We start from the raw sequence: 25,581 nt of genomic DNA, 5'->3' as shown, positions 1-25,581 counted from the left end.
CGCTTGCAGCGGCACGGCGGCAGTGGCACTGCATGCAGTCATGCACTTCCGTGCACGTTGGCCACGTTTCGTACGTCGGACGCGCTCAGCCTCAGCTCTCCAGTTTTGCGTCCATCGTGATGGTGGCGTTCAGCACCTTCGAGACCGGGCAGCCCGCCTTCGCGTCCGCCGTGGCCTTCTCGAATGCCGCCTTGTCGCCGCCTGGAATCTTCACGGTCACGTCGAGATGCACGGCGGTGATGGCAAAGCCCGCGTCGGCCTTGTCGAGCGTGACGGTGGCAGTCGTGCCGATGCGCTCCGGCTTGATGCCGGCCTTGCCGAGTTCCGCGGACAACGCCATCGAAAAGCAGCCGGCGTGCGCCGCCGCAATCAGTTCCTCAGGGTTGGTGCCGATGCCGTTTTCGAAGCGCGTCGAAAACGAGTACTGGGTGTCCTCGAGGACGCCGCTATCGGTGGAAATGGAGCCCTTGCCGTCCTGCAGGCCGCCTTGCCAGACTGCCGATGCCTTGCGCTTCATCGCACTCTCCAGTGTGTGCCGCGCCGGCGGGACCCGTCTCGCGCAAGCGATGCCCGCCGCAGCGGTCGCGCCCCAAAGAAGCGGCGCGGGCATCGATCGCAGGTACGCACGCCGGCGAGCGTGGGCGCGAACCGGACTTCATCATAGGCGGTTCTTCCCGATGCCGTGTTTTCGGTGCACGCTGCAAAATCTTTCCGGTCGGTCCGGCTTCGCGGGGTCCTGCACTATTCTGCGAACGGCAGTGCGTCCTGCCCCTGGGCGCGCATCTCGAAGACGTTCAGCGTCATCGCCACCAGCGCGTAATAGCCGAGCAGGCCGACCAGGTTGATCACCGCTTCATGGCCGAAGCGCGTCACCGCCTTCGCGTAGGTGGCATCGGACACGCGCTTCGTGTCGTAGAGTTCCGACGCAAAGGCGTGGACCAGCGCGTCGTCGGGATCGTCGAACGTGGGGGTTTCCCCCCGACGCAGTGCGTCGGCAAGCGCGGGCGGCACCCCGGCCTCGAGCGCGATCGGATAGTGGATGGACCACTCCGCCTGCGCACGCCAGCGCGCCGCCGTAACCAGAATCGCGAGTTCGGAAAGCCGCAGCGGCAGCCCTGTCCGATAACGGCAAAAGGCGCCGAGCCGCTGCGCATGTTGCGCCAGCTCCGGGCTGTGGATCCAGCCCAGAAACGGGCCGTTGAGATTGCCGCGCGGGCCGGAAAGGATCTCGTCGAGCACGGTGCGCTGTGCGGGCGTCGCTCGCGAGAGATCGAATGCAGGAAGACGTTCGCTCATGAATTGGAGTGCCTCGACTGGAAAGATTGGCTTCGCCTGAACCGCGCCACGTCCCATCCGCGAGCGGCCTGCCGCTGCATCATGCGCTGCGGTTCAGCAGGTGCCGGTCGCCATGCCGCTCTTTCGCAACGCGGCTTCGACTGCATCGGCGAGGCGCTCGACGATGGTGTCGATATCGGTGGCCGTGCAGATGAACGGCGGTGCCAGCAGCACATGATCGCCGCACCGGCCATCCACCGTGCCCCCCATGGGATACACCATCAGGCCGCGCGAAAATGCCTCGCGCTTGATCGCGGCATGCAGCTTGAGTGCAGGATCGAATGGCGCTTTCGATGCACGATCGTGCACCAGTTCGACACCCACGAACAGCCCGCGCCCGCGCACGTCTCCCACGTACGGATGCGCCGCGTAACGTTCGAGCAGCCGGGCGCGCAGTTGCTCGCCTCTCGCCTGCACGTTGTCGAGCAGGCGTTCCTCCGCAATCACGCGCTGCACTTCCAGTGCCGCCGCGCAGGCCGTGGCATGACCGATATAGGTATGGCCGTGCTGAAAGTAGCCGGTGCCGCCCACGATGGTTTCGTAAATGCGCTCGCTCGCGAGCAGCGCGCCGATGGGCTGATAGCCTGCGCCGAGCCCCTTTGCGATGGTGAGCAGATCCGGCGTGACGCCGTCTTCCTCGCAGGCGAACAGATGGCCCGTGCGGCCCATGCCGCACATGATCTCGTCGAGAATCAGCAGCACACCATAGCGGTCGCACACGGCGCGGATCTTGCGGAAATAGTCGCGCACCGGCGGCACGGCGCCCGCTGTGGCGCCCACCACCGTTTCCGCGACGAAGGCCGCTACCGTTTCGGGACCGAGTTCGAGAATCTTCTCTTCGAGTTCGTCGGCAAGACGCTGCGCGTAGGCGTCGTCGGTTTCGCCGTCGCGCCGTTCGCGGTAAGCGAAGCACGGGCTCACATGGTGGGACTCGATCAGCAACGGCAGGAACGGTTCGCGCCGCCAGGCGTTGCCGCCAATTGCGAGCGCGCCCAGCGTGTTGCCGTGATAGCTCTGGCGCCGCGCAATGAAGCGGCGCCGCGCCGGCTCGCCGCGTTCCACGAAGTATTGGCGCGCGAGCTTGAGCGCGGCCTCGATGGCCTCGGAGCCGCCGGACACGAAATACACGTGCCCGAGGCCTTGCGGCGCCGCGGCAACGAGCCGGTCTGCCAGCGCTTCGGCAGCCTCGTTCGTGAAGAACGAGGTATGCGCATAAGGCAGTTGCCGCGCCTGCTGTGCGATCGCTTCGATCACACGCGGATGACTATGGCCGAGGCACGAGACGGCTGCGCCGCCGCTTGCATCGATATAACGCTTGCCCGTGGAATCGATGATCTCGATGCCCTCGCCCGCCACGGCGACGGGCAATGGCTGCTTCGGCATGCGGTGAAAGACGGTCGACATGTGGCTCCTCCAGTGCATTCGCTCACTGTTTCACAACATTTGTTGCGAAACACAGCATAGTCTACAACACCGGAAAAAGCGAACGCACCTGTAAGCCGCCCAGCAAAAAACAGCGGCCGAGCGCGGTCATACCGCGAGCGGCAGCGCCGCCGCAAAGCGCGTATGAGAGAGGAAAGCGAAAACGGATGAAGTGCGAGGAAGGGAAAGTCGAACGCGCCCCGTCAGGGTACGTAGTCGCCCTTCGCGTGCAACGAACGTTCTGCCTGTTCGAGCTGCTCGACGGCGCCCGCACCTTCCAGCGCGAGCAGATGCGCCACCAGCGATTCGGCAATCGCGGTAGCCGCGACGAGCGACGGAAAGAACGAAGGGCTTTCGTGCGAGAAGATCAGCAACTTGTCGGCATTGAGCGCGATGGGCGACACCGCGCTGTCGGTAATCGCGACCAGCTTGCTGCCCTTTTCGAGCGCTGCCTCGGCCACGCGCACCGCTTCCACCGAATACGGCGCGAAGCTGATCACGACCGTCGCGCTGTCGCGATCGATGGCCCGCAGCTGCATGTCGAGCGTGCCGGCTTCGCCCGTGAGCAACGAGACCGACGAACGGAAGAACCGGTAGCCATACACGAGCCCGAACGCCACCGCGTAGCACGACCGGTAACCGGCCACGTACACGTGGCGCGCACGACGCAGAATGCGTGCGGCCTCGAGCAAGGTGCGCTCGTTCTGCGCGGCCGTGACCTCGAGATTGTGCTGCTGCGCGACGAGCAGATCGTGGGCGAGCGAGTGTTTGGCATTGCCCGCAACGAGCGAGCGCGCACGGCTCGTGAGCGGCTCGGGCCGCGTGCGCACGCGCGCCACGAAGAGCTCGCGCATCTCGTTCCAGCCCGGAAAGCCGAGCTGCTGGGCAAGCCGCACGAGCGAGGCCGGCTGCACCTGCGCGCGATCGGCGACCTTGCGCATGGAGAGCACAGCCACTTCGTCGGGATGATCGAGCAGAAACGCCGCGCCCGTCTGGAATTGCGGGCTCAGTCCGGCAAAGCGGGCACGGATCAGAACGGCGAGCTGGTCGAAGGTATCGGGCATGCGGCAATGGCGAGGTGGCGGCGGCAACGAATGGTATCACCGGGGCATCGGGCGGCACGCAACGCAAAGTGCGTGAGCGGCGTCGGGTTGCGCCGCCCGTTCCACCGGAATACGAACGCGCCGCTAGAGCACCGCGACCACCTTCACGTCGCCCTTGTCCGCCGATGCCACGACCTTGCCGTCCATCCGCCTGAACACGATGGAGACCGAGCCCTCGCCCACCTGCAGATCACCCACCTCGATCCAGTCGATGCCCTCGGGCAGCATGGGCTGCTCGATGCGCACCTCGCGGCTCGCCGCGTCGATCGTGATGCCCAGACACGCCTCGAGCATCATGAACGGCGAGCCGGCCGCCCAGGCCTGCGGCAGACACGCGACGGGGTAAGCGGTAGGCGGCTCGCCGCGGCGGCGCGGAAAGCCGCAGAACAGCTCGGGCAGCCGCATGTCGAAGGTAACCGCCGCTTCGAAGAGCGCCTGCAGCAGCCGCACGGCCACCGCCTTGCCGCCGTAGCGCACAAGGCCGCGCGCGCAGAGCGCATTGTCGTGCGGCCACACAGACCCGTTGTGATAAGCCATCGGATTGAAACGCGGCTGGCCTGCGGCCAGCGTCCGCACGCCCCAGCCTGTGTGGAACAGCGCGGAATCGAGCGCATCCACCACCTGCTTGCCGCGCTCGGGTGAAGGCAAACCGAACGCGAGCAGATGCCCCGCATTCGATGCGAGCACGCGGCACAGTTCGCCGTGGCCATCCAGCGCAATGCCGTAGAAGCCCGACTCGGGCATCCAGTAGCGTTCCTCCACGCACGCGCGAATCTTCGCGGCGCGCGCGGCCCACGCCGCAGCTTCTGCGCCGAGGCCGCGCAACGCGGAGAAGTGCGCCATCGTGTCGAATGCCGCGGCCGCGTAGGCCTGCACCTCGACGAGCGCGATCGGCCCTTCGGGAAAGCGGCCGTCCGCATGGAACACCGAATCGTGACTGTCCTTCCAGCCCTGGTTCGCAAGGCCGCCTTCGGACTCGCGCTGATAGTCGAGCAGCCCGTAGCGATTGCGCTCGCACACGCCGGCCACCCAGTTCGCCGCGCGTTCCAGTGCGGGCCACAGTTCGTCGATCAGCGCGAGGTCGTGGGTGCGGGCCGCATACGCGCCCGCCAGCACGATGAAGAGCGGCGTGGTGTCCACGCCGCCGTAGTACTGTGCGAACGGCACTTCGCCCGTGGCCGCCATCTCGCTCTTGCGCATTTCGTGGATGATCTTGCCGACCGCCGCGTCGCGAAACGGCGAGTTCTCGCGCGCCTGGTGCTCGGCCTGAAAGCGCAGCACGCCGCGCGCGAGCGCGGGCTGCATCCACAGGCTCTGCAACGCCGTGATGACAGCGTCGCGGCCGAACGGCGTGGAGAACCATGGAATGCCCGCATACGGATACGGACCGCTCGCGAGGTCGGTCGTGAGGAGGCCCAGGTCCGCGAGCGAACGTTCGATCCATGCGTTGAAGAGCGGATTGCTGGAGCGCACGCGCGCCGTCGTGCGCCTGCGCTCGCGCATGACGAGGTGGGCATCCACCATCGCCGCGCGTACCGCGGCGCGGCCCACGCGTGGGCGTGCGGCATCGATCTGCGAGAGATGCGCTTCGCTCACGAGATGCGTGGGCTGCACGGGTCCGGCGCTCGGCGTGTCGTGCGGCGCGTCGGGCAACGCCTCCACGTGCACGGAAACCGACAGGTAGATCGACACGCAGGCCTGCGCGGGCAGCCGCACCGAATAATCGGCGCGGTCGCCGAACAGCTTGTCGGGCGCAGGCGAAAACGCAATGCGCACGCGCCGCGCCACGCGGTCGAGCCCGATATAGTCGAGCCGCACTTCGTCGTTCTCGATGCGTGCGGGCTCGATGCTGCCGCGCTTCTCGCGCTTCAGGCCACGCACTTCGAACATGTCGCGAAAGTCGCTCGCGAACGAGATGGAGAGCGGCACGACAGCATCGCTCGTGCCATAGTTGGTGAGTTCGATTGCCTCGTTGAGCACCGTGCCCGAGAGCACGCGCACGCGCTGCACGTGGATCACGCCCTCGGGCGTGCTGCTGCCGCCGAGCGGCGGCAACGGACGGTTGGTGAGATGCGCGGTGAACGCCGTGTTGTCGTTGCTGACGCTGCCCGAGAGCAGCGACGGCGCGCGTCCGCCGAAGGTGAGGCGCAGCGACGAGAGTACGCGCGTGTCGTTGACGAAGAGGCCGTCGTCGTGGCCCGTGATGTCACCCAGCGAGTCGTTGACGATAAACGTGTCGCCGGACTTCAGCACGTGCTGGGTCATGCTCGCGACATGCGCGGTCTCTGTCGGGATGAACGCGCCGTCCGCATCCTGCTGGGGAGACGGGGCGTGGTCCACGCCCCCCGCGTGCGTTACACCGCCGAGTGCTTCTGGATCCTGCATTGCATCGCTCCTGTGCCGTGTCTGCCGGATAGGCCGCGTGCACCGCGTTGAGCGGGCGCACGCCGCCGATTGTAGAGGCTTCGAGCAGGAGGAGCGATTTTGGTTCAGAGCGCAGCGTTGCTGCCGCGATTACCGCTTCGCGATCGGCTTCGCTTCGCGCGGCGTTGCACCGACGAACAGCTGGCGCGGACGGCCGATCTTCTGCTCGGGGTCGGCGATCATTTCGTTCCACTGCGCAATCCAGCCCACCGTGCGTGCCATCGCGAAGATGCAGGTGAACATCGAAGTCGGAATGCCGAGTGCGCGCTGCACGATGCCCGAATAGAAATCCACGTTCGGGTACAGCTTGCGCGACACGAAGTATTCGTCTTCCAGCGCGATCTTTTCCAGCTGCATCGCGAGCTTGAAGAGCGGGTCGTCGTGCAGGCCCAGTTCTTCGAGCACTTCGTGGCACGTCTCGCGCATCAGCTTCGCGCGCGGGTCGTAGTTCTTGTAGACGCGGTGGCCGAAGCCCATCAGCTTCACGCCCGAGTTCTTGTCCTTCACCTGACGGATGAATTCAGGGATGTTGTCGGGCGAGCCGATCTCTTCGAGCATGTTGAGCGCCGCTTCGTTGGCGCCGCCGTGCGCGGGGCCCCAGAGACATGCGATACCGGCCGCGATACACGCGAACGGATTCGCACCCGACGAACCCGCGAGACGCACGGTCGAGGTCGACGCGTTCTGCTCGTGGTCCGCATGCAGGATCAGGATGCGGTCCAGCGCGCGCACCAGCACGTCGTTGACCTTGTACTCCTCGCACGGATTCGAGAACATCATGCGCATGAAATTCGCGCTGTACGAGAGGTCATCGCGCGGATACACGAACGGCTGGCCGATGCTGTACTTGTAGGCCATCGCGACGAGCGTAGGCAGCTTCGCGATCATGCGAATGGCCGACACGTCGCGATGACGCGGGTCATTGATGTCGAGCGAGTCGTGATAGAACGCCGACAGCGCGCCCACCGCGGCCACGAGAATCGACATCGGGTGTGCGTCGCGACGGAAGCCCCGGAAAAAGAGATGCATCTGCTCGTGGACCATCGTGTGGCTCGTGACGGTCTTCACGAACTCGTCCTTCTGGGCCGGGTTGGGCAGTTCGCCCTTGAGCAGCAGGTAGCAGGTTTCGAGGAAGTCGGCGTTTTGCGCGAGGTTGTCGATCGGGTAGCCGCGGTACAGCAGTTCGCCCTTGTCCCCGTCGATGTACGTAATCGCCGAATTGCATGCCGCCGTCGACATGAAGCCCGGGTCGTACGTGAACTTGCCGGTCTGGCCGTACAGTTTGCGGATATCGATGACGTCCGGGCCCATCGTGCCCTTGTAGACGGGAAGCTCGATGGTCTGGTCGCTATCGGAAAAGCGCAGCGTGGCGTGCATGTTCGATTCGTTCATCTTCGGAGTCCTTGGTTGCCGGGGCATGAAAGACGCGGTGTGCCGTCGCGCGGGTTGCGGCGACCTGCCGCGGCTCTGGCCTCGCATTCTAAGACGAGGGGCGGGTGAAATTGACGCTGTGCAACACAACAAACCGTCTCGGGACTCGCAATACTTGAAGCAAGCTGACTGTAAGCGTGTCGTGCCTTGAAGGGGAAGCGCGCGCCGGCGCTCACACGCCGTGCTCCGGCACCCTCGCCTTTACGTCCGCGATAAATGCATCGACGTAGCGATTGAACGCCGCGGGACGCGCGAGATTCATGCCGTGCGAGGCGCCCTGCACCGTCTCGCGCCGCGCATCGGGCAGCCATGCGTGGAGCGCGTTAGCGGTGCGCCGGAACATGTCCGGGCTCTTTTCGCCATCGATCAGCAGCACGGGACAACACACGCCCGCTGCGTCCGCAGGCGTATAGGCCGGCAGCGGATCGCGAAACTGGCGGGCGAGCGTGTGGGCATTGTCCGTGGCCATGGTGCGAAACGAGGGGGTGCTTTTGGCCCAGAAGCCCGGGCGGCTTACCGAATCGACGAACAGCTGCAGCCCGGCATCGACGTGGCCGTCCTCGATCAATTGTGCGGCGCGGGCCCGCAACGCATTGACCGTTTCCGGCAGTCGCGCGGGCGCGCGGCCCTCGATCTGCAACGGGCCGCCCGGGTCCGCGAGCGTCAGCGTGCGCACGTGCTGCGCATGCCTGCGCGCGAAATGAAACGACACGCAGCCGCCGCGCGAGTGGCCCACCACGTGGGCCGGGCCGGCACCGAGGCGCTCCACGAACTGCGCCAGTTCGTCCGCGTGGCCGCGCCAGCTGAAAGGCACGGCGCTCTGCCGGTCGGCGTCGGGCCAGTAATGCGTGAGACTCACTGCCACACAGCGATAGCGGGCGGCAAGGCCGTCCAGTTGCGGTTGCCAGTAGCGGTAATCGCAGAGCGAGCCGTGCACGAACAGCAGCAGCTCGCCCGTACCGGCCTCGACGTAGGGCATGCGAAGGCCGTTCGAAAGCGGAACGAAGGACGGCGCGAGCGCGGCGCGGGCAAAAACGGGACGTTGATTCACAGGCAAGAGAAACGGGGCCGCAGTGAGTGCAGCGAACGCAGTGGATGCAGTGGATTCAGACGCCCACTGAAAACGGCCGCCGGTACGATGAAGGAACCGCGGATTGTCCCATGGCAGCCTGCGGCGCGTGCGAAGCGGTTTTCGTCGTTCGTGCTTTCGTCGTTGTGTAGAGGCTTCTGTTGCGTGTGCCTGTGCCCTTGCCGGTGCGCCGAAGGCTTATTCGAACGCGTACTCGTCCAGCACCTGGCCGGCCACGCCGGCGCCGCGCACGGCGCAGGTCAGCGGCTCGTCGGCGATTCGCACCGCCACGCCCAGTTCCGCCGCGAGGCAACGGTCCAGGTTCGCGAGCAGTGCGCCGCCGCCCGTGAGCACGATGCCGGTACTCGCGATGTCGGTGACCAGCTCGGGCGGCGCATTTTCCAGCGCGTCCTTCACGGCGCCGATCACCTGCTTGAGCGGCGACACGATCGCGTCGGCCACGTCGTGATTGCTGAGCTCGACGGTGCGCGGCAGGCCATCGTCGAGGCTGCGGCCGGTCGCGTTCATGCGCTGCCGCGGCACGTCGCGCATCGCCGAACCGATGGTCTTTTTCACGTGCTCCGCCGTGGGTTCGCCGAGCAGCACGCCGAACAGGTTGCGCACGTAACTCACGATCGCCTGGTCGAACTGGTCGCCGCCCACGCGAATCGAGCCGCTGTACGCGAGTCCGCCCAGCGCCACGACGCCGACTTCCGTGGTGCCGCCGCCAATGTCCACGACCATCGAACCGGTGGCCGACGCCACCGGCAGCCCCGCCCCCACCGCGGAAGCGAGCGACTCGCCGATCAGGTTCACCCGCCCTGCGCCCGCCGCGACGGCGGCCTCGCGGATCGCGCGGCGCTCCACGTGGGTCGCGCCCGCCGGCACGCAGATCGTGAACGATGCGCGCCGCCCGAAGAGCCGGCGCTGCTGGGCCATGTCGACGAACTGGCGAATCATGTGTTCGGCCGCGGGAAAGTCCGCAATCACGCCGTGGCGCATGGGCCGCACCGTTTCGAGGTTGACGGGGGTTCGGCCAAGCAGTTGCTTCGCTTCGCTGCCCACCGCCGCCACGCGCGCTTCGCCGGGCGCCGCGTGTTTCTGGAAGCACACCACCGAGGGCTGATTGAGCACGACGCCTTCGTCGGGCGTGTAGATGAGCGTGTTGGCCGTGCCGAGATCCACGGCCACGTCGTGGCGGAACAACCGTTTCAGGAAGGAAGGGTGCGACGTTGTTCTGGCCATGTGTAGGCTCGGCTCGTGTCGTCGACCGCCCCGCCCGGGCGATCGGGATCGTCGCCGCCCTGGCGCGCCGCGTGGTGGCGAACGCCGCGCTACATCACACGCCGGGCGGTTCCTGCTGGCCATGACGGCCTATTGGAACCGTTAACGGCGCAGGGCGCGGCAAACTTTAGCCACGCCAAAATAATTTGGCATCCCGGAATGTTTCCGCGTATTTCCGTGGGGCGCACGGAGCACGTCTCCATGCGCGCCGCCCCCTTCCTACAGGGTCGAAAAGGCACGCGCCAACGCCTCGCGGCCCAGCATGGCGCCCTGCGACGAAATGGTGTGGCCGACGCCGGGCAACGCATAGGCGCCCACGGCGAAACCGGCGTCGCTGAACGCATTCGCGGCACGTTCGAGTTCGGCGATGGGAATGACGCCGTCCTCCATGCCGTGCACGAGCGTGAGCGGCGTACGGCTGCGAGCCGTCACCGGCACGGCGAGCCGCCCCGAGTAGGCAACCACGGCCGCCGCGCCTTCATCGTGCGTCGCAGCGTGATAGAGCGACATGATGGACCCTTGCGAAAAGCCGACGAGTGCAAGCTGACCGAAATCCTGCAATGCCCAGTGCGCGAGTTCCGCACGCAACATGCGCTCGAGTGCAGGCCAGGCGGCGGCAACACGCTCACCCCGGCTGCTTTCGTCGATGTCGCGCAGGCTGAACCACTGGCGCCCACCGAAGCCGCCGTCGAACGGCTCGCTGCCGTCGAACGACGCCCACGCGATGTCCGGCGGCAGCGCACCGCGCCATGCATCGGCGAGCGGCACCAGGTCCTGGCCGTTGCTGCCTACGCCATGCAGCAGCACGACGAGCGCCCGCGCGGGCGCATCGGCAGGCGCGAGGCGCCAGCCGTGTTCGAACGATTCCCAGTTCATTGCAATCCCCTGCATGTGATTTCGCAGCATGGTCTGCCGACTCATGCCGGGCTCGTGCCCCGAACGGAGCATACCGCGCGTTTCAGTGCAGGTGCCGTCTGCAGTCGCACGCCGCCGGCGACCTGACGTGTGCCGGCGGCGGTCCCCAGCGCTGCACACCACGCCGACGCGCATTTCCGAATGCAGGTAAGCTTGCCCCGATTCGCCTCTTTCGCAGCACCTTGCCGCATTCCGCTGCACGCCGTCGCGCGTTCATTGCGCATGGGCGCGTGTCGTGTCGGCGCTTTGTGTGGGCGTTCTGTGCCGATATTGCGCGTCAACCCACGCTTCTGACCGCTGTCGAGGCCGGCTTCCTGGTTCGGCTGCGCGCCGCGTTATCGGTGCGAGCCGCCGTCCGGCCCGTCGACACATGCGGCCCGATTTCCGGAGATTTCGCTTGAACTCGCCACGGACTGCGTCTGCCACGCCGGCCACGCCTTCGCCAGCTTCCGCGCCGGCCGCCCCACCGCCGCTCGCCGGCGGCCAGCTCGTGCTCGCGACGATTGCCGTCGCGCTCGCCACGTTCATGAACGTGCTGGACACGTCGATCGCCAACGTCGCGATTCCGACCATATCCGGCGACCTCGGGGTTTCCGTCGACGAAGGCACGTGGGTCATCACGGTGTTCGCCGCCTCGAACGCGGTGTCGATTCCGCTCACCGGCTGGCTCACGCAGCGCATCGGCCAGGTAAAGCTGTTCGTGGGCGCCATTCTCATGTTCGTGGTCGCGTCGTGGCTGTGCGGCGTCGCGCCCAGCCTGCCGGTGCTGCTCGCCGCGCGCGTGCTCCAGGGCGCCGTGGCGGGACCCCTGATCCCGCTCTCGCAGGCCATCCTGCTCGGCTCCTGGCCGAAGGAAAAATCCGCGACCGCGCTCGCGCTGTGGGCCATGACGGCGACCGTCGGGCCTATCGCGGGGCCCGCGCTGGGCGGCTGGATCACGGACAACTACAGCTGGGCCTGGATCTTCTACATCAACATTCCGGTCGGCATCTTCGCCGCGGCCGTTACGTGGTCCATCTACCGCAAGCGCGAATCGCCCACGCGGCAGCCGCCTATCGACGTGGTGGGGCTCGGGCTGCTCATCACCTGGGTGGCCTCGCTGCAGATCATGCTCGACAAGGGCAAGGACCTCGACTGGTTCAATTCGCCGTTCATCGTGGGGCTGGGCGTCACGGCGCTGATCGGCTTCGCGTTCTTTCTGGTCTGGGAGCTGACGGAGGCGCACCCCATCGTCGACCTGCGGCTCTTCGCGCAGCGCAACTTCCTGGGCGGCACGGTCGCGATCTCCGTCGCGTATGCCGTGTTCTTCGGCAATCTGGTGCTGCTGCCGCAGTGGATGCAGGAGTACCTGAACTATCGTTCCGTCGATGCCGGTCTCGTCACTGCGCCGCTCGGCATTTTCGCGGTGATTCTCGCGCCCGTCATGGGACGCGTACTGCCCCGCTCGGACGCACGCATCATCGCGACGCTCGCGTTCGTCGGCTTTGCCGTCGTGTTCTACATGCGGTCGCGCTACGTGATCGAGATCGACACGTGGCATCTCGTGCTGCCCACGCTGCTGCAAGGCATTCCGATGGCCATGTTCTTCGTGCCGCTCACCGCGATCATTCTCGCGGGGCAGCCGCCGAACAAGGTGCCGGCCGCAGCCGGGCTGTCGAACTTCGTGCGCGTGTTCTGCGGGGCCATCGGCACGTCCATTTCCACCAACGCCTGGAACAACCGCACCGTGCTGCACCACGTGCGTCTCACCGAACAGGCGACCGTGGACAATCCGCTCTTTCGCCAGCAGATCGAATCCACGCAGGCGCTGCTGAACCTGAGCCGGCCGTCGGCGAATGCGCTCTTCGAGTTCACGGTGAACACGCAGGCCGCGATGATGGGCCTGAACGACATCTTCTACGTCTCGGCCATCATCTTCGTGCTGATCATTCCGTTGATCTGGATTACGCGGCCGGCAAAAGGCGGAGGCGGCGGCGGGGACGCAGCCGGGGCGCATTGAGGTGCAGCTTCTCGCCGGCTCCGTGAAGTCGCGTGCCGGCACGCGACTTCAGCGGAAATATCGTGCAGGCGTCTCGCCCAGTGCATCGCGAAACACGGCGATGAACGACGACACGTCGTTGTAGCCCACTTCGAGCGCCACCTGGGTGACGCTGGCCCCCGCGCCCAGCTTCTCGAGCGCCACGAGCAGCCGCAACTGCTGGCGCCACTGGCCGAACGTGAGTCCCGTTTCCCGGGCGAAGAGACGCGCGGCCGTGCGCGCCGTCACGCCGGCCGCTTCCGCCAGTTCATCGAGCACGCGGGAATCTGCGGGATGTGCAACGAGCATGTCAGCCACGCGCCGGATGCGTGGATCGCGCGGCAGGAAGAGCGAAAGCGGCATGACGGCAAGCTGCGGCACGCGGTCCAGGATGACCTGCACGAGCCGCGCCTCGGCACCCTCTTGCGCATAGCCCACGCCGAAGATGGCCGCGGCTTGCAGCAATTCGTCGGTCAACCGGTCGATGGCGACCACGCAGCCCTGGGCCGGCACAAATGCCATGGGCGGCACCGCGGCGGCGCCCGGCACACGCGGCGGTTCGCCTTCGGCGTAGAGGGTGTGGAGAGACAGCGGCGCGGTGGACGAGAGCCGGTGCAGCACGCCCGGCGGCACCCAGACCGCGTGCCCGGGCGGCGCCACCCAGCGCGCGGACTGCGTGTGCACGGTTAACACGCCGCTGCCCGAGCGAATCAACTGGGCACGCGGCTCCGCACGCCACGGCACTTCGCTGCTCTCATGCCGTTGTTCGAGCACGTAGACGGCGCGCACTGGCGCCGGCTGATCGCGGCTTTCCATCATGCTGTCCGTTTCCCCGGATCAGGGCGGGAACAAACCAGATTAGCACAGCGCCCACAGGACGAAACCCCGCCGCAGCGGGCGGCAGCGACTGCTGCAGTGCGGTCCCGACTACAATGCCGTCCCACATTGTCTGCACTCAATTGCCTTGCGCTACGCTGCGCCCTGCCCTCAATGCAGGTGCCGAAGCGGCCTGCACGATCCAGCATCCGACTGTATTCGCCTTCGCCCGATCTTCGTCCTCATGAACTACACCCCGATCCTCGAGCAGATTCGCCACGACGTGCAGCCGTACCTCGGCACCGGACGCGTGGCCGACTACATTCCCGAACTCGCACGCGTCTCCGGCGACCGCTTCGGCATGGCCGTCGTGACGATCGACGGCGAGGTGTTCCGCACGGGGGACGCCGACACGCGCTTTTCGATCCAGAGCATCTCCAAACTCTTTGCGTGCACGCTCGCCTTCAAGCTGCTCGGCGATGACCTGTGGCGCCGTGTGGGACGCGAACCGTCGGGCACCGCGTTCAATTCGCTGGTGCAGCTGGAAGCCGAACATGGCAAGCCCCGCAATCCGTTCATCAATGCAGGTGCACTTGTGGTGACGGATGTGCTGTGCCGCCGCTTCGTGCAGGCGGAAACGGCATTGGTCGAGTTCATCCGCCGGCTTTCGGGCGAACCCGGCATCGATTACGAGGCCCGCGTCGCGGAATCGGAGCTGCAGCACGCGCACCGCAACCGCGCGATGGCGCATTTCATGGCGAGCTTCGGCAATATGGAAATGCCGCCGGAAGCCGTCATCGAGGCGTACTGCCGCCAATGCGCGATCTCGATGAACTGCGTGGAACTGGCGCGGGCGGCGCTTTTCCTCGCCAACGGCGGCGTAGTGCCGGCCACCGGCGAACGGATCCTGGACGCCAGCTCGGCCAAGCGCCTGTCGGCCCTCATGCTCACTTGCGGGACTTACGATGCGGCCGGCGACTTCGTCTACCGCGTGGGTCTGCCGGCAAAGAGCGGTGTGGGCGGCGGCATCGTCGCCGTGCTGCCGGGCGAGATGGCGGTATGCGTGTGGTCGCCCGGGCTGGATGCGAACGGCAATTCGCTGGCCGGCGTGCAGTCGCTGGAATGGCTGACCACGCTGACGGGTCGGTCGATCTTCTGACCGTTGAGGCGTAAGCGGTTCCGGTCGATCGATTGCGCCGGGTACAGGCGTTTGCACGCGCTTCGTTCAGCAGCACGCGCCGGGCGCTCATCGCGCCGAACACCGCGGCGCCCCTGGAGCCGACCGGCCGACGGGCGGGCCAGGCCGCCAGCTTGTTGCGCCGCTTCGCCCCGTTCACGCAGAGCGCCCAAAGCCCCGCGGTTCGAGGACATTCCCGCGCTCGCTTCAACCTGCCGCGATCACGAGCGTCCCTGTCGCCACGAGCGCACCACGCCAGAGCCAGTCGAAGTTGATCCAGCCGCGGCGCAATAGGCCGAGCCCGAGATACTCGTAGGCCGCGAGCGCGACTGCCGCTGTCGTGCCGAGCGTGGCGAGCGTATGAAGCGCCGTGAACTGCAGCGAGACTTCGAGCGGATCGAGTACGCCATGCAGCGTGCCGCACGTCGGCAGCAACGCCGGCATCAGCATGAGCCCTGCGCCATGCAGCGTCGCCATCACCGCCGACCACGCCGCGAGCCCGACGAAGCCAGCCGTCATGCCCACACGCACGCGATGCCGGTGGCCATATACCTGCTGCCACGCCGCCCACGCGATCAGCGCGGCGCCCAGCATCCAGTGCAGGCGCGAGAACGGCAGCCACGCATCGAGTGCGGCCGCCGAGCTCATGAACAGCAGGATCGACGCCGCATGGCCCAGTGCGATGGGCGGCAGCGCCATCAGCAGCGCACGGCGGCTGCCGCGCTGCAGCCCGAGCGCCGTCGCGAAGAGCCAGCCCATGGCGGGATTCACGCCATGAAAAACGCCGCTGCCGATCACGGCAGCCCAGATGGCCCAGTGCGTGGCGAACAGGCCGCTCACGATGCGCCCTGCACGCTCAGGGGTAGCAGTACGAATCGGACGAACAGTCGCCGCCCTCCAGCCGGATCTGGTGCGGCCGATGCGACTTCGGCCACTCCAGCAGGAAGCGCTCGTCGAACGCGATGCCGCCGTCGGGCGCGGCGTCGAGCTTCACCATCCAGCCGTCGATGCCCTCGGGATAGAACTGCTCGTCGATCGCGCCGTAGAGCGAGTTCGTGAAGTACACGCGGCGGCCGTCGCGGCTCACCTCGACCATCTGCGGCCCGCCGTTGAGTGCGCGGCCCGGCGCGCCCGGATGCGCCGCGCGCGAAACGATGCCGCCGATGCGCACGCTACCCGCAAGGCGCGCATTCTCCGGATCGGAAACATCGTACTGGCGCAACTCGCCCGTGCCCCAGCACGCGACGTAAAGAAAGCGGTCGTCGAGCGAAAGGGCGATGTCCGTGACGAGCGGAGGCACGGCCGCGAAGCTCTTCAGCATGGGTGGGAGCCGGTCGGGTTCGGCGGGTTCGGCCGGAATCTCGATGATCTTGCGCGCGGCCCAGCGGTCGCCGTCCAGATACCACTGCCAGATCGACGCGGACAGGTCTTTCAGACTGATCACGGAGTTCACGAAGCCATAGGGCCGCGTGGGATTGTGGGCGGGGCGCAGCTCGAAGACGAGCTGGTTTTCCACGCCGAAATCGAGCACCTGTTTGTGCTGCCGCGTATGCAGGTCCCAGAAATGCAGGCGATGGCCGTACTGGCCACCCAGCAGCACCTCGGGCACCAGACCGTTTTCGAAGCTTGCCGGCAGGCCCCATTCGCTCGAAACGAGCGTGTCGTAGCCGAGATGCCACCAGCCGTCGTAGGCAAGCTGCTGCGGTCCGCGATCGATTTCCCACTGGCCGAGAATCTCGAAGCTCTCGTGGTCCATCAGGAAGATGCCGCCCGGCGCCTCGCCCTTCGCATTCGCGAGCGCGGTGACATAGATGCCCTCGGGACCGCAATGCACGGTATGCGGACGCGTGTAGCCCGCGCGTTGCGCGACGGTGTCGGGTTCGTGCACGCGCACGATCTGCGGGCGACGTGCATCGGGCTTCGTATCGACGATATGAATGCGCGACGAACGCAGCCCCGGCACGACGAGATAACGCCGCTCCGAATGCGGATGCGGCGCGTTGGGGCACAGACACGAACTACAGGCGTTCCAGCCGAAGTGATGCAGTTCATCACCGACGTTGGGCATCGGCAACCGGTGCACGATCTGGCCGAACTGCGCTGAGCCGGGATCGAGATCCACGACGTCGAGCGTGTCGGGTACGGTACGCGTGGGATCGAAGGCCGCGACGTACGCCAGCGTTTCCTTCGGAGCGTCGCCTGCCATACGGGCGGATGGATAGAACGTCGGGTCCGGCTTCCAGGTTGCCATGTCAGTCCCCTCCTCATTGAGGCCCTATGATGCACCCGCATGCCGCGCAATGCCACGCACGCGCCGCTGGTTCCGCGAACGGAAATGCCTATACGCGAAGGCGGAATGGGGCGGCGCGACGACACGGCCGACCTCGCCGTCAGACGCGCCCTTTCCACGGCACGAGGCGCCGCTCCAGCGCCCGCATTCCAAGATCGAACAGCCAGGCAATGGCGCCGATCAGCACGATGCCCATCACCACCACGTCCGTGCGCAGGAAGCTCGATGCATTGAGCACCATCTGGCCGAGCCCCGCCGTGGCCGCCACCATTTCGGCGGCGACCAGCGTGGTCCAGCCGAAGCCTGCCGCAATGCGCAGGCCGGTCAGTATCTCCGGCAGCGCCGCGGGCAACACGACGTGGCGCACGATCTGCGCGAAGCTGCCGCCCAGCGAATACGCCGCGCCGATCTGCTCGGCCGTCGCGCTGCGCACGCCGGCGCGCGCGGCCAATGCGATCGGCGCGAAACAGGCGAGATAGATGACGATGATCTTGGCCGTCTCGTCGATACCGAACCAGATCACCACGAGCGGCAGATACGCGAGCGGCGGCAGCGGCCGGTAGAACTCCAGCGGCGGATCGAGCAGCCCGCGCGCAACGCGGCTCACGCCCATCAGAATGCCGATGGGCACGGCCGTGACCGCGGCAAGCGCGAACGCGCCGAACACACGCACGGTGCTCCACGCGAGATGCGTCGAGAGCGGCAGGCCGCCTTGAATGCGGCCGTGCCACGCGTCCGCAAAAGCGCGCAGCACGGCTTCGGGCGTGGGCAGAAAAAGCGGCGGCAGCCAGCCGAGATGCGTGGCGAGCCACCATGCGAGCGCGAGTGCTGCAACGGAGGCAGCGCTCAACGCCAGCGTCGGACCTTCGCCGGGCAAACGCCATGGGGTCGAGCGTCGCCGTGCCGGCCGCAGGCGCCCGATCTTCGCAGCGCGCCGCGCCGGCACGTCGCGATCCTGCACGCGATCAGCCTGCGCCCAGGCGGCCTGCCCATGCGTGGCGAGCATCACGTCGCCCGCTCGTTCGTTCGAAGCACTCACCACGCGCCCTCCTCCTGCTTCACGCCCGCATGCAGTTCGCGCACCAGCCGCTCGCGCCACGCGATGAATTCGGCCGACGACTTCACCGCCCGCGCATCGCGCGTTTCCAGATAGCGACGTGCGAACGGAAGCGTGTAGCTGTGCGCGATACGCCCGGGCCCCGCCGTCATCACGACGAGGCGCGTCGCGAGAAAGAGCGCCTCTTCGACGCTGTGCGTGATGAAGAACACCGTCTTGTGCGTGCGGTCCCAGACGTCGAGCACCAGCTCCTGCATCGACTCGCGCGTCATGGCGTCGAGCGCGCCCATGGGTTCGTCCATCAGCAGCACGCGCGGATTGCTTGCCAGTGCGCGCGCAATGCCCACGCGCTGCTGCATCCCGCCCGAAAGCGTATAGACGCGGGCATGGGCCTGTCGGTCGAGTCCGACGAGCGCGAGCATCTCGCGCGCCCTGCGTTCGCGTTCCGCTTTCGGCACGCCCTGAAAACGCAGGCCCAACGCCACATTGTCGAGTACGTCGAGCCACGGCATCAGCGCGTATTTCTGGAACACCACGCCGCGATCCGCGCCGGGCCCGTTCACCGGCTGGCCATCGATGAGCACTTCGCCCTCGGTCGGCGTAACGAAGCCCGCGATGCAGTTGAGCAGCGTGGTCTTCCCGCACCCGGACGCGCCCAGTGCCACGACAAATTCGCCCGTCTCGATGCGCAGATCGACGTCCGCCAGCGCCATCTCACTCTCGTCTTTGCGCGGGTCACCATAGGCCACGGCGAGGCCGCGAATCTCCAGCATGCTCATGGCGTGCTCCATGAAGACGCGTTCAATGCGCCACCGCCCGTTGCACGAACTGCGGATCGACGCCGGCCGAGTAATCGGGCAACACGTTCTGGATGGTGCCTTGCGTCTTCAGGAACGCCGCCGTCGCGGCCAGCGACTTCGCCGCGCCCGACTGTGCGCCGCCGCCCAGCCACGCATTCGAAGCCTGCTCCGCGGGCGACGGAAACGCGTAGAGCGCGAGGCTTGCGGGCACTTCGTCGGCATTGGCGCCGGACTCCTTCGCCACCGCGGCCACCTGCGGCGAGGCCGCATCCCACGTGTTGCGATGGGCGCGATAGTTCTCGTCGGCGGCGGCCAGCACCTTCACGAAGCGCGTCATGAATTCGGCGTTGTCCTTCGCGAAACGCCGGTCGACCACGAAGCCGTCGAAGGTCGCCTTGCCCGTGGACTGCGCCACCTGGCCCGACGTAATCAGCACCTTGCCGCTCTTCTTCACCTTGGCGAGCACCGGGTCCCAGATGTAGGTGGCGTCGATGTCGCCGCGCTCCCACGCCGCGGCCACTTCGGGCGGACGCAGGTTGACGATCTTCACGTCGGCGGGATTCACGCCGGCGTTCTGCAGCGCGACCAGCGTATGGAAGTGCGAGGTCGACACGAACGGCACGCCGATCTTCTTGCCCTTCAGCTGCGCGAGGCTCGTTACGCCCGAACCGTTGCGCACCACCAGCGCCTCGGCGTCGTTGATGTTGTCGAGAATCCAGAAGAGCGAAATGTCCACGCCTTGCGAGAGGCCCGCCGCCACCGGGCTGGACCCCGCTTCGCCGAGTTGCACGGAGCCCGACGCAAGCGCACGAATCACGTCGGCACCGCTCGCGAGCTTGCGATACGTGACCTTGTAGCCGGTCGCCTTCTCCACTTCGCCGGTGGCCTGCGCATAGCGCCACGGCACCACCATGTCCTGGTAGGCGATCACCACTTCGCGCGTGTCGGCTTGCGCCGCGGTCGTCAGGAAAGCCGGCAAGGCAACCAGCGAAACAAGCGCACCTGCACGCAGCAGGGCACGGACAATACGGTTCATCCATTCACTCCGAAAAATAGGTACAGGCGTGCAGGCCGTCGATTATGGACGGCTGCACGCGCGGCGCTTCTAACTTATTGTCAGTTGCTAATCAGCCCGCGAGGCGCTGCTCGCGATGCCCGTCAGGAGGCCGAAGCCGCACGCACGTCGAATGCGCCGCCGGTCTGAACGCCGCCGGACGTCGTCACCGGCGTCTTGCCCGGCAGCAGCGGAAACACGAGTTCCGCGAAACGCCAGGCTTCTTCCAGATGCGGATAGCCCGAGAGCACGAAACGCGTCGCGCCGAGCGCCGCATATTCCTCGAGCCGTGCGGCCACGGTTGCGGGGTCGCCCACCAGCGCGGTGCCGGCTCCGCCGCGCACGAGGCCCACGCCCGCCCACAGGTTCGGGCTGATCTCCAGCCGGTCGCGGCGCCCGCCGTGCAGTTGCGCCATGCGTCGCTGGCCCTCCGAATCCATGCGCGCGAAATTCTGCTGCGCACGCTGGATGTCTTCGTCGCTCAGCTTGCTGATGAGTGCGTCGGCCGCGGCCCATGCTTCCTCGTTCGTCTCTCTCACGATCACGTGTAGCCGCACGCCGAAGCGCACCTCCCTTCCGCGTCGCGCAGCACGTGCCCGCACGTCCGCAAACTTCTGCGCCACGGCGTGAGGCGGCTCGCCCCAGGTCAGGTAGGTATCGACGTGTTCGGCGGCAATCTCGTGCGCAGCCGGCGACGAGCCGCCGAAGAACAGCGGCGGACGCGACGGCTCCGCGAGCGCGAGGTGATTCTTCGCCTTCTCCACGCGGATGTATTTGCCCTCGAAATCCACCTGCTCGCCCGCGAACAGCCGTCGCCACACGGTGAGGAATTCGCCCGCGTGGGCATAACGTTCGTCGTGGTCCAGAAAGATGCCGTCCGCGGCCAGCTCCGTCGCGTCGCCGCCGGGCACGACATTGAGCAGCAGACGTCCGCCCAGCGCCTCGTCGAGCGTGGCGGCTTGCCGCGCGGAAGCCGTGACGTTGCCGAGCGACGTGCGCAACGCGACAAGCAGCTTGATGCGCCGCGTGACGGGCGCGAGGCTCGCCGCCGTCACCCATGGATCGAGGCAACTGCTGCCGGTAGGAATCAGCAGGCCGTCGTAGCCGAGTTCCTCGGCGGCCACTGCGATCTGCCGCATGTAGGCGTTCGAAGGCGCACGCCCCGAATCCGATTGACCCAGATAGCGCGTATCGCCTGAAGTCGGCAAAAACCAGAATATGTCGAGACTCATGAGGGGCTCCCCGAAAGATGTTGGACGCCTCCCACACGAGGAAGCGGTTCGGAAGCCATTAGATCAGCCGCAGGTAATGCGCCCTACTAACGATGTGGAAAATGCATATTCCGCGGGGCTTCTGCGGCCGCCGTACGGGGCGAGGCGGGCTCATGCGGCGTATGGTCGCGCACTGACGGCCCGTTGCGTTCGTCGCCTTGTCGCGAAGACGCCGTCAGTCGCGCCCGGCCTTGCCGATCCACGCCGCGCTCGCCGCGTCGCTCGCGCGAAAGGCGGGGAACCTGGCGCCCAGCTCCGCAATGGTATGGATGTCGTTCTTCACGAGGTCGTCGCGTGTGATCAAGGTCGGCTTCACCACGATGCGATGACCGGGGTCCTCGCCTGCGACCAGCAGCGCCGCGGCCCGCACGGACACGGCGCCCACCACGGCCGGGTTGGTCGCGGCGGTCGCCACCCACGGGCTGTTCGGCGCGCGGATGGCTTCGATGTCCGCCGTCGAGATGTCGGCACTGTAGATGCGCAGCTTCGTGCCGAGATTGGCTTCGTCGGCGGCCAGCTTCGCGCCGCGTGCGAACTCGTCGTATGGCGCGAACACGACGCGAATCTCCGGATGCGCACGATAGGCCGCGGCCGCCTGGTTCGCGACCGACTGCGCGATCGGGTTGTCCACCGTGCCCCAACGCGCCTTTTCCTGCACGCCGGGATGCGCGCTCTTGAACGCGCGCCATACGGCATCCCGCCGGTCGAGCGGCGCGAACCCCGCCACGTACACGTAGCCCGCGGAAAACGCCGCGCCGTTGTCCTTCACGGCCTGGTCGAGCAGCAGCGTGGCCAGATCGTGGTCGCTCTGTTCGATCTGCGGCACCTTCGGGTTGGCCAGATCGACATCGAACGCAACGACCTTGATGCCCTTGTCGAGCGCGCGCTGCACCACGTCCTTCAGCGACTCGGGCAAGCCGTGATTCACGATGATCGCCGCCACGCCGAGACTGATGGCCTGCTGGATCTGCTCGCGCTGCTCGGCCGCGTCCTGGCGCCCGTCGTAAATGCGCAGGTCGATACCGAGCGCCTTCGCCTGCTTCTGCGCGCCCGCTTCATACGCCTGGAAGAAATCGCCCGTCGAGAGATAGTTGACGAGCGCGATTTTCACGCCGCCCTTGTCGAACGGCGGCGGTGCCCCGGGAATGCCGGCGGCACGCGCGCCGGCCGTCCATCCGAGCGCCGCGGCCACCACCATCCACCCTGCTGCCGCACGCCATGTCTTGCGCACCACGCGCTGAGCCAGCCCGCTTGCCATGATCGGAATCCCCTTGTTGTTCGGCGTGTTTCGTTCGATCCATTCGACTGCTCAGACCACGGGCGCCACCTGCGCCGAGCGATAGCGGGCCCCCGGATGCGGCGCGGCGAGGCGTGCGCCGCCGCCGTGCAACTTCTCGCGCAACGTGCCGCGCGCATATTCGGTCTTGTAGGCGCCACGGCGCTGCAACTCAGGTACGACGAGTTCGACGAAGTCGCTGAACGTCTCGTGCGTGAGGGCATAGGCGAGGTTGAAACCGTCCACGTCGGTTTCTTCCACCCACGATTGCAATTCGTCTGCCACCTGCGCCGGGTCGCCCACCGTCAGCGGCCCGAGGCCGCCAATGCCGCCCCACTTCGCGATCTCGCGCACGGTCCAGACGCGCGTGGGGTCCGCGCTCGACAGCGCTTCCACCGCCGACTGCACGGCGTTGCTCTCCACATAGCGCAGCGGCTCGTCGAGGTCGTACTTCGAGAGATCGATACCGGTCCATCCCGACATCAGCGCAAGCGCCCCTTCGTCGCTTGCGTAGCGGCGATAGTCGGCATGCTTCGCATGCGCTTCGGCTTCGGTGCGGCCCGTAATCACGGTGTGGAGGTTGAAGATCAGCACGTCGTGCGGATCACGCCCGAAGCGCTTCACGCGCTCGCGAATGTCCGCGACGAATGCCTTGAGCACCGCGCGCGACGGCGCCGCAATGAAGATGCATTCGGCGTGCTGCGCGGCGAAGTCTTTGCCGCGCTTCGACGCGCCGGCCTGATAGAGCACCGGCGTGCGTTGCGGCGAGGGCTCGCACAGATGAATGCCCGGCACGTCGAAAAAACGCCCGCGATGCGCGATGGGATGGACCTTCGCGGGCTCCGTAAACACGTGCCGCGCGGCATCGCGCACCACGGCATCGTCATCCCAGGAAGACTCCCAGAGCTTGTAGCAGACTTCGAGGTATTCGTCCGCCAGCGCGTAGCGTTCGTCGTGATTCGCCTGCGACGGCAGACCGACATTGCGCGCCGCGCTGTCGAGGTACGACGTGACGATGTTCCAGCCCACGCGTCCGTTAGTGAGGTGGTCGAGCGTGGACATGCGACGCGCGAACGGATACGGGTGTTCGTACGAGAGCGAGCACGTCACGCCGAAGCCGAGATGCTGCGTGACGTGGGCCATCGCGGAAACGAGCAGGATGGGATCGTTCACCGGCACCTGCGTGGCCTGGCGAATCGCAGCCTCGCCGCTGCCCTGATAGACGTCGTAGACGCCCAGCACGTCGGCAATGAAAAGGCCGTCGAACAGGCCGCGTTCGAGCAGTTGCGCGAGTTCCGTCCAATAGCCGAGTTCGCGATAGCGCCACGAAGCGTCGCGCGGATGCGCCCAGAGGCCAGGCGACTGATGCCCGACGCAGTTCATGTCGAAGGCGTTAAGGCGAATCTGTCTGGTCATGTCTTGTCCATGCACGCGGATGCGACGGCTCGCATCAATTCCATGGATGCCGCGCGGGCTTCACGCCGTTGAGGTAGTAGTTGCCGACGAGGTGGTATTTCCAGCGCACCGGATCGTGCAGCGTGTGCGTGCGCGCGTTGCGCCAGTGGCGATCGAGGTTATGCTCTTCGAGCGTGGCTTGCGTGCCGGCCAGTTCGAACAGCTTTTCGCTCGCGAGCAGCGCGATTTCGGTGGTGAGCACTTTGGCCTCGCCCACCGCGACCGAGGCACGCGCCACGTCGTCTTCCGTCGTGACACGTTGCGCGGCGATCTCGTCGAGCGTGCGCGCGGCGCGTTCGAGCAGCGCATCGGCCGCATGCAGATCGATATGGAGCCGGCCGACCTCGCGCACCGTCAACGGGTCTTCGCTCGCACGCTCGACGTTGCTGTCGATCCACGGACGCGAGCGTTCGCGCACGAAGCGCAGCGTGTCGGCGAGCGCCGCGTGTGCAATGCCCGCATCGATGGCGGCCTGAATGATCTGCGAGAGCGGACCGTTCAGCGTCGGCTCGTCCGACACGCGATGCGCGGGAAACACGTGCGACGCCGGCACACGCACGTTATCGAGCACCACCGTGCCGCTTGCGGTGGTGCGCTGGCCGAAGCCCGACCAGTCGTCGATCACCGTGAGGCCCGGCGTGCCCTTCGGGATATACGCAAGCCATCCCTTGCGGTCCTCGTCGAGCCCCAGCACGGGCACGTAATGCGCGAAGAGCGCGCCGGTCGAATAAAACTTCGTGCCGTTCACGACGTAATGGCCGTCGTCGCCGTTCCTGTCGCGCGTCACGCGGGTCTTCAGGTCGAGCACGTTTTTCGTGCCCTTTTCGGAGAAGCCGTTGCCGAAGCGCTTGCCCGCGAGAATCTCTCCGAAGAAATGGCGCTTCTGTTCATCGGTGCCCGTGAGTGCAATCACGTCGACCAGGCCGAAATGATTTTGCGGCAGCTGCCCCAGCGACGGATCCGCCGCTGCAACGATTTTCACGACCTCGACCAGCGTCTGGTACGTCGCCCCGGCTCCGCCGTACGCCTTCGGTACCGTAATAGCCCACAGTCCCGACTGCGAGAACCATTCGATTTCCTCATGCGGCAGGCGCCGCTCGCGATCCCGTTGCGCAGCCTCTTGCGCAAGACGCTCTGCAAGCGCGTGCGCAACGGCCAGCGCTTCCGCGTCGCTGCCGATCACGTGTGCGCCGTTTGCCGCTTCAGCTACGGTGCCCGCGCGCAAGGCCTCCGTTTCGTCGATTGTTGCCATCGGTCGGCTCCGCTGCAATGAGTGTCCGCAGAATTTATCAGCGCGCCGCTCGCGGCCCAAACGAAGGTTTGGAACATCGTTATTCCTTCGGATAGCCAATGATCGTTTTCACCGCAGCCGATTTGCAAATCGT

Annotated in this window: 21 protein-coding genes; 2 read left to right on the top strand and 19 right to left on the bottom strand. The window is 66.6% G+C overall.

Annotated elements, in window-relative coordinates:
* Positions 1-91: 91 nt before the first annotated feature.
* The 9 genes from U0042_RS07990 to U0042_RS07950 form a co-directional block, all read right to left on the bottom strand.
* Complete coding sequence (locus U0042_RS07990; RefSeq protein WP_114810486.1) at positions 92-517, bottom strand: OsmC family protein; 426 nt, start codon at positions 515-517, stop codon at positions 92-94.
* A 224-nt stretch (positions 518-741) separates the two neighbouring features.
* Positions 742-1,296, bottom strand: coding sequence for a carboxymuconolactone decarboxylase family protein (locus U0042_RS07985; RefSeq protein ID WP_114810485.1), 555 nt, complete (start codon positions 1,294-1,296; stop codon positions 742-744).
* 93 nt (positions 1,297-1,389) lie between these two features.
* Positions 1,390-2,739 carry an aspartate aminotransferase family protein gene (locus U0042_RS07980; protein WP_114810484.1) on the bottom strand — a complete coding sequence of 450 codons (1,350 nt, stop codon included), beginning with the start codon at positions 2,737-2,739 and terminating at the stop codon, positions 1,390-1,392.
* Positions 2,740-2,960: 221 nt separating this feature from the next.
* Positions 2,961-3,821 carry a MurR/RpiR family transcriptional regulator gene (locus tag U0042_RS07975; protein ID WP_114810483.1) on the bottom strand — a complete coding sequence of 287 codons (861 nt, stop codon included), beginning with the start codon at positions 3,819-3,821 and terminating at the stop codon, positions 2,961-2,963.
* Between the two features lie 123 nt (positions 3,822-3,944).
* The gene (locus tag U0042_RS07970) at positions 3,945-6,245 is read right to left on the bottom strand and encodes a glycogen debranching N-terminal domain-containing protein (RefSeq protein ID WP_114810482.1); all 2,301 of its coding nucleotides are present in this window, start codon (positions 6,243-6,245) and stop codon (positions 3,945-3,947) included.
* A 129-nt stretch (positions 6,246-6,374) separates the two neighbouring features.
* Positions 6,375-7,676: a citrate synthase gene (gene gltA, locus U0042_RS07965; protein ID WP_114810481.1), complete on the bottom strand. Its 1,302-nt coding sequence runs from the start codon at positions 7,674-7,676 to the stop codon at positions 6,375-6,377.
* A gap of 211 nt (positions 7,677-7,887) precedes the next feature.
* Positions 7,888-8,694, bottom strand: a complete 807-nt coding sequence (locus tag U0042_RS07960; protein ID WP_114810698.1) for an alpha/beta fold hydrolase — start codon at positions 8,692-8,694, stop codon at positions 7,888-7,890.
* A gap of 288 nt (positions 8,695-8,982) precedes the next feature.
* Entirely contained in the window at positions 8,983-10,029 is a 1,047-nt protein-coding gene (locus U0042_RS07955) for a rod shape-determining protein (RefSeq protein WP_114810480.1), read from the bottom strand.
* A gap of 258 nt (positions 10,030-10,287) precedes the next feature.
* Positions 10,288-10,944: an alpha/beta hydrolase gene (locus U0042_RS07950; RefSeq protein ID WP_114810697.1), complete on the bottom strand. Its 657-nt coding sequence runs from the start codon at positions 10,942-10,944 to the stop codon at positions 10,288-10,290.
* Positions 10,945-11,353: 409 nt separating this feature from the next.
* Here U0042_RS07950 and U0042_RS07945 point away from each other — a divergent pair, with 409 nt between their 5' ends.
* The gene (locus U0042_RS07945) at positions 11,354-12,982 is read left to right on the top strand and encodes a DHA2 family efflux MFS transporter permease subunit (protein WP_114810479.1); all 1,629 of its coding nucleotides are present in this window, start codon (positions 11,354-11,356) and stop codon (positions 12,980-12,982) included.
* Between the two features lie 48 nt (positions 12,983-13,030).
* Here the strand turns inward: U0042_RS07945 and U0042_RS07940 are convergent, their stop codons facing one another.
* Positions 13,031-13,819: an AraC family transcriptional regulator gene (locus tag U0042_RS07940; protein WP_114810478.1), complete on the bottom strand. Its 789-nt coding sequence runs from the start codon at positions 13,817-13,819 to the stop codon at positions 13,031-13,033.
* A 241-nt stretch (positions 13,820-14,060) separates the two neighbouring features.
* On the opposite strand from U0042_RS07940, the gene U0042_RS07935 reads away from it, so the two are divergent.
* Entirely contained in the window at positions 14,061-14,975 is a 915-nt protein-coding gene (locus tag U0042_RS07935; RefSeq protein WP_114810477.1) for a glutaminase, read from the top strand.
* A gap of 225 nt (positions 14,976-15,200) precedes the next feature.
* Here the strand turns inward: U0042_RS07935 and U0042_RS07930 are convergent, their stop codons facing one another.
* The 9 genes from U0042_RS07930 to U0042_RS07890 all read right to left on the bottom strand — a co-directional run bounded on the left by U0042_RS07930 (position 15,201) and on the right by U0042_RS07890 (position 25,448).
* Positions 15,201-15,833: a hypothetical protein gene (locus U0042_RS07930; protein ID WP_198665275.1), complete on the bottom strand. Its 633-nt coding sequence runs from the start codon at positions 15,831-15,833 to the stop codon at positions 15,201-15,203.
* A gap of 16 nt (positions 15,834-15,849) precedes the next feature.
* Entirely contained in the window at positions 15,850-17,244 is a 1,395-nt protein-coding gene (locus U0042_RS07925; RefSeq protein WP_114810476.1) for a selenium-binding family protein, read from the bottom strand.
* 139 nt (positions 17,245-17,383) lie between these two features.
* Entirely contained in the window at positions 17,384-18,289 is a 906-nt protein-coding gene (locus U0042_RS07920; protein WP_232833345.1) for an ABC transporter permease subunit, read from the bottom strand.
* 29 nt (positions 18,290-18,318) lie between these two features.
* On the bottom strand, positions 18,319-19,119 hold the full coding sequence (locus U0042_RS07915; RefSeq protein ID WP_114810695.1) for a taurine ABC transporter ATP-binding protein: 801 nt from the start codon (positions 19,117-19,119) through the stop codon (positions 18,319-18,321).
* A gap of 22 nt (positions 19,120-19,141) precedes the next feature.
* The gene (gene tauA / locus U0042_RS07910; RefSeq protein WP_114810474.1) at positions 19,142-20,176 is read right to left on the bottom strand and encodes a taurine ABC transporter substrate-binding protein; all 1,035 of its coding nucleotides are present in this window, start codon (positions 20,174-20,176) and stop codon (positions 19,142-19,144) included.
* A gap of 122 nt (positions 20,177-20,298) precedes the next feature.
* The gene (gene ssuD, locus U0042_RS07905) at positions 20,299-21,426 is read right to left on the bottom strand and encodes an FMNH2-dependent alkanesulfonate monooxygenase (protein WP_114810473.1); all 1,128 of its coding nucleotides are present in this window, start codon (positions 21,424-21,426) and stop codon (positions 20,299-20,301) included.
* Positions 21,427-21,640: 214 nt separating this feature from the next.
* Positions 21,641-22,663: a substrate-binding domain-containing protein gene (locus tag U0042_RS07900; protein ID WP_232833344.1), complete on the bottom strand. Its 1,023-nt coding sequence runs from the start codon at positions 22,661-22,663 to the stop codon at positions 21,641-21,643.
* 111 nt (positions 22,664-22,774) lie between these two features.
* The gene (locus U0042_RS07895) at positions 22,775-24,157 is read right to left on the bottom strand and encodes an LLM class flavin-dependent oxidoreductase (RefSeq protein WP_114810471.1); all 1,383 of its coding nucleotides are present in this window, start codon (positions 24,155-24,157) and stop codon (positions 22,775-22,777) included.
* Between the two features lie 34 nt (positions 24,158-24,191).
* The gene (locus U0042_RS07890; RefSeq protein ID WP_232833319.1) at positions 24,192-25,448 is read right to left on the bottom strand and encodes an SfnB family sulfur acquisition oxidoreductase; all 1,257 of its coding nucleotides are present in this window, start codon (positions 25,446-25,448) and stop codon (positions 24,192-24,194) included.
* Positions 25,449-25,581: the final 133 nt, after the last annotated feature.

It is taken from the genome of Paraburkholderia kururiensis (assembly GCF_034424375.1).
Taxonomy (GTDB): domain Bacteria; phylum Pseudomonadota; class Gammaproteobacteria; order Burkholderiales; family Burkholderiaceae; genus Paraburkholderia; species Paraburkholderia kururiensis_A.
This window is presented reverse-complemented; position numbering and strand designations above follow the sequence as displayed.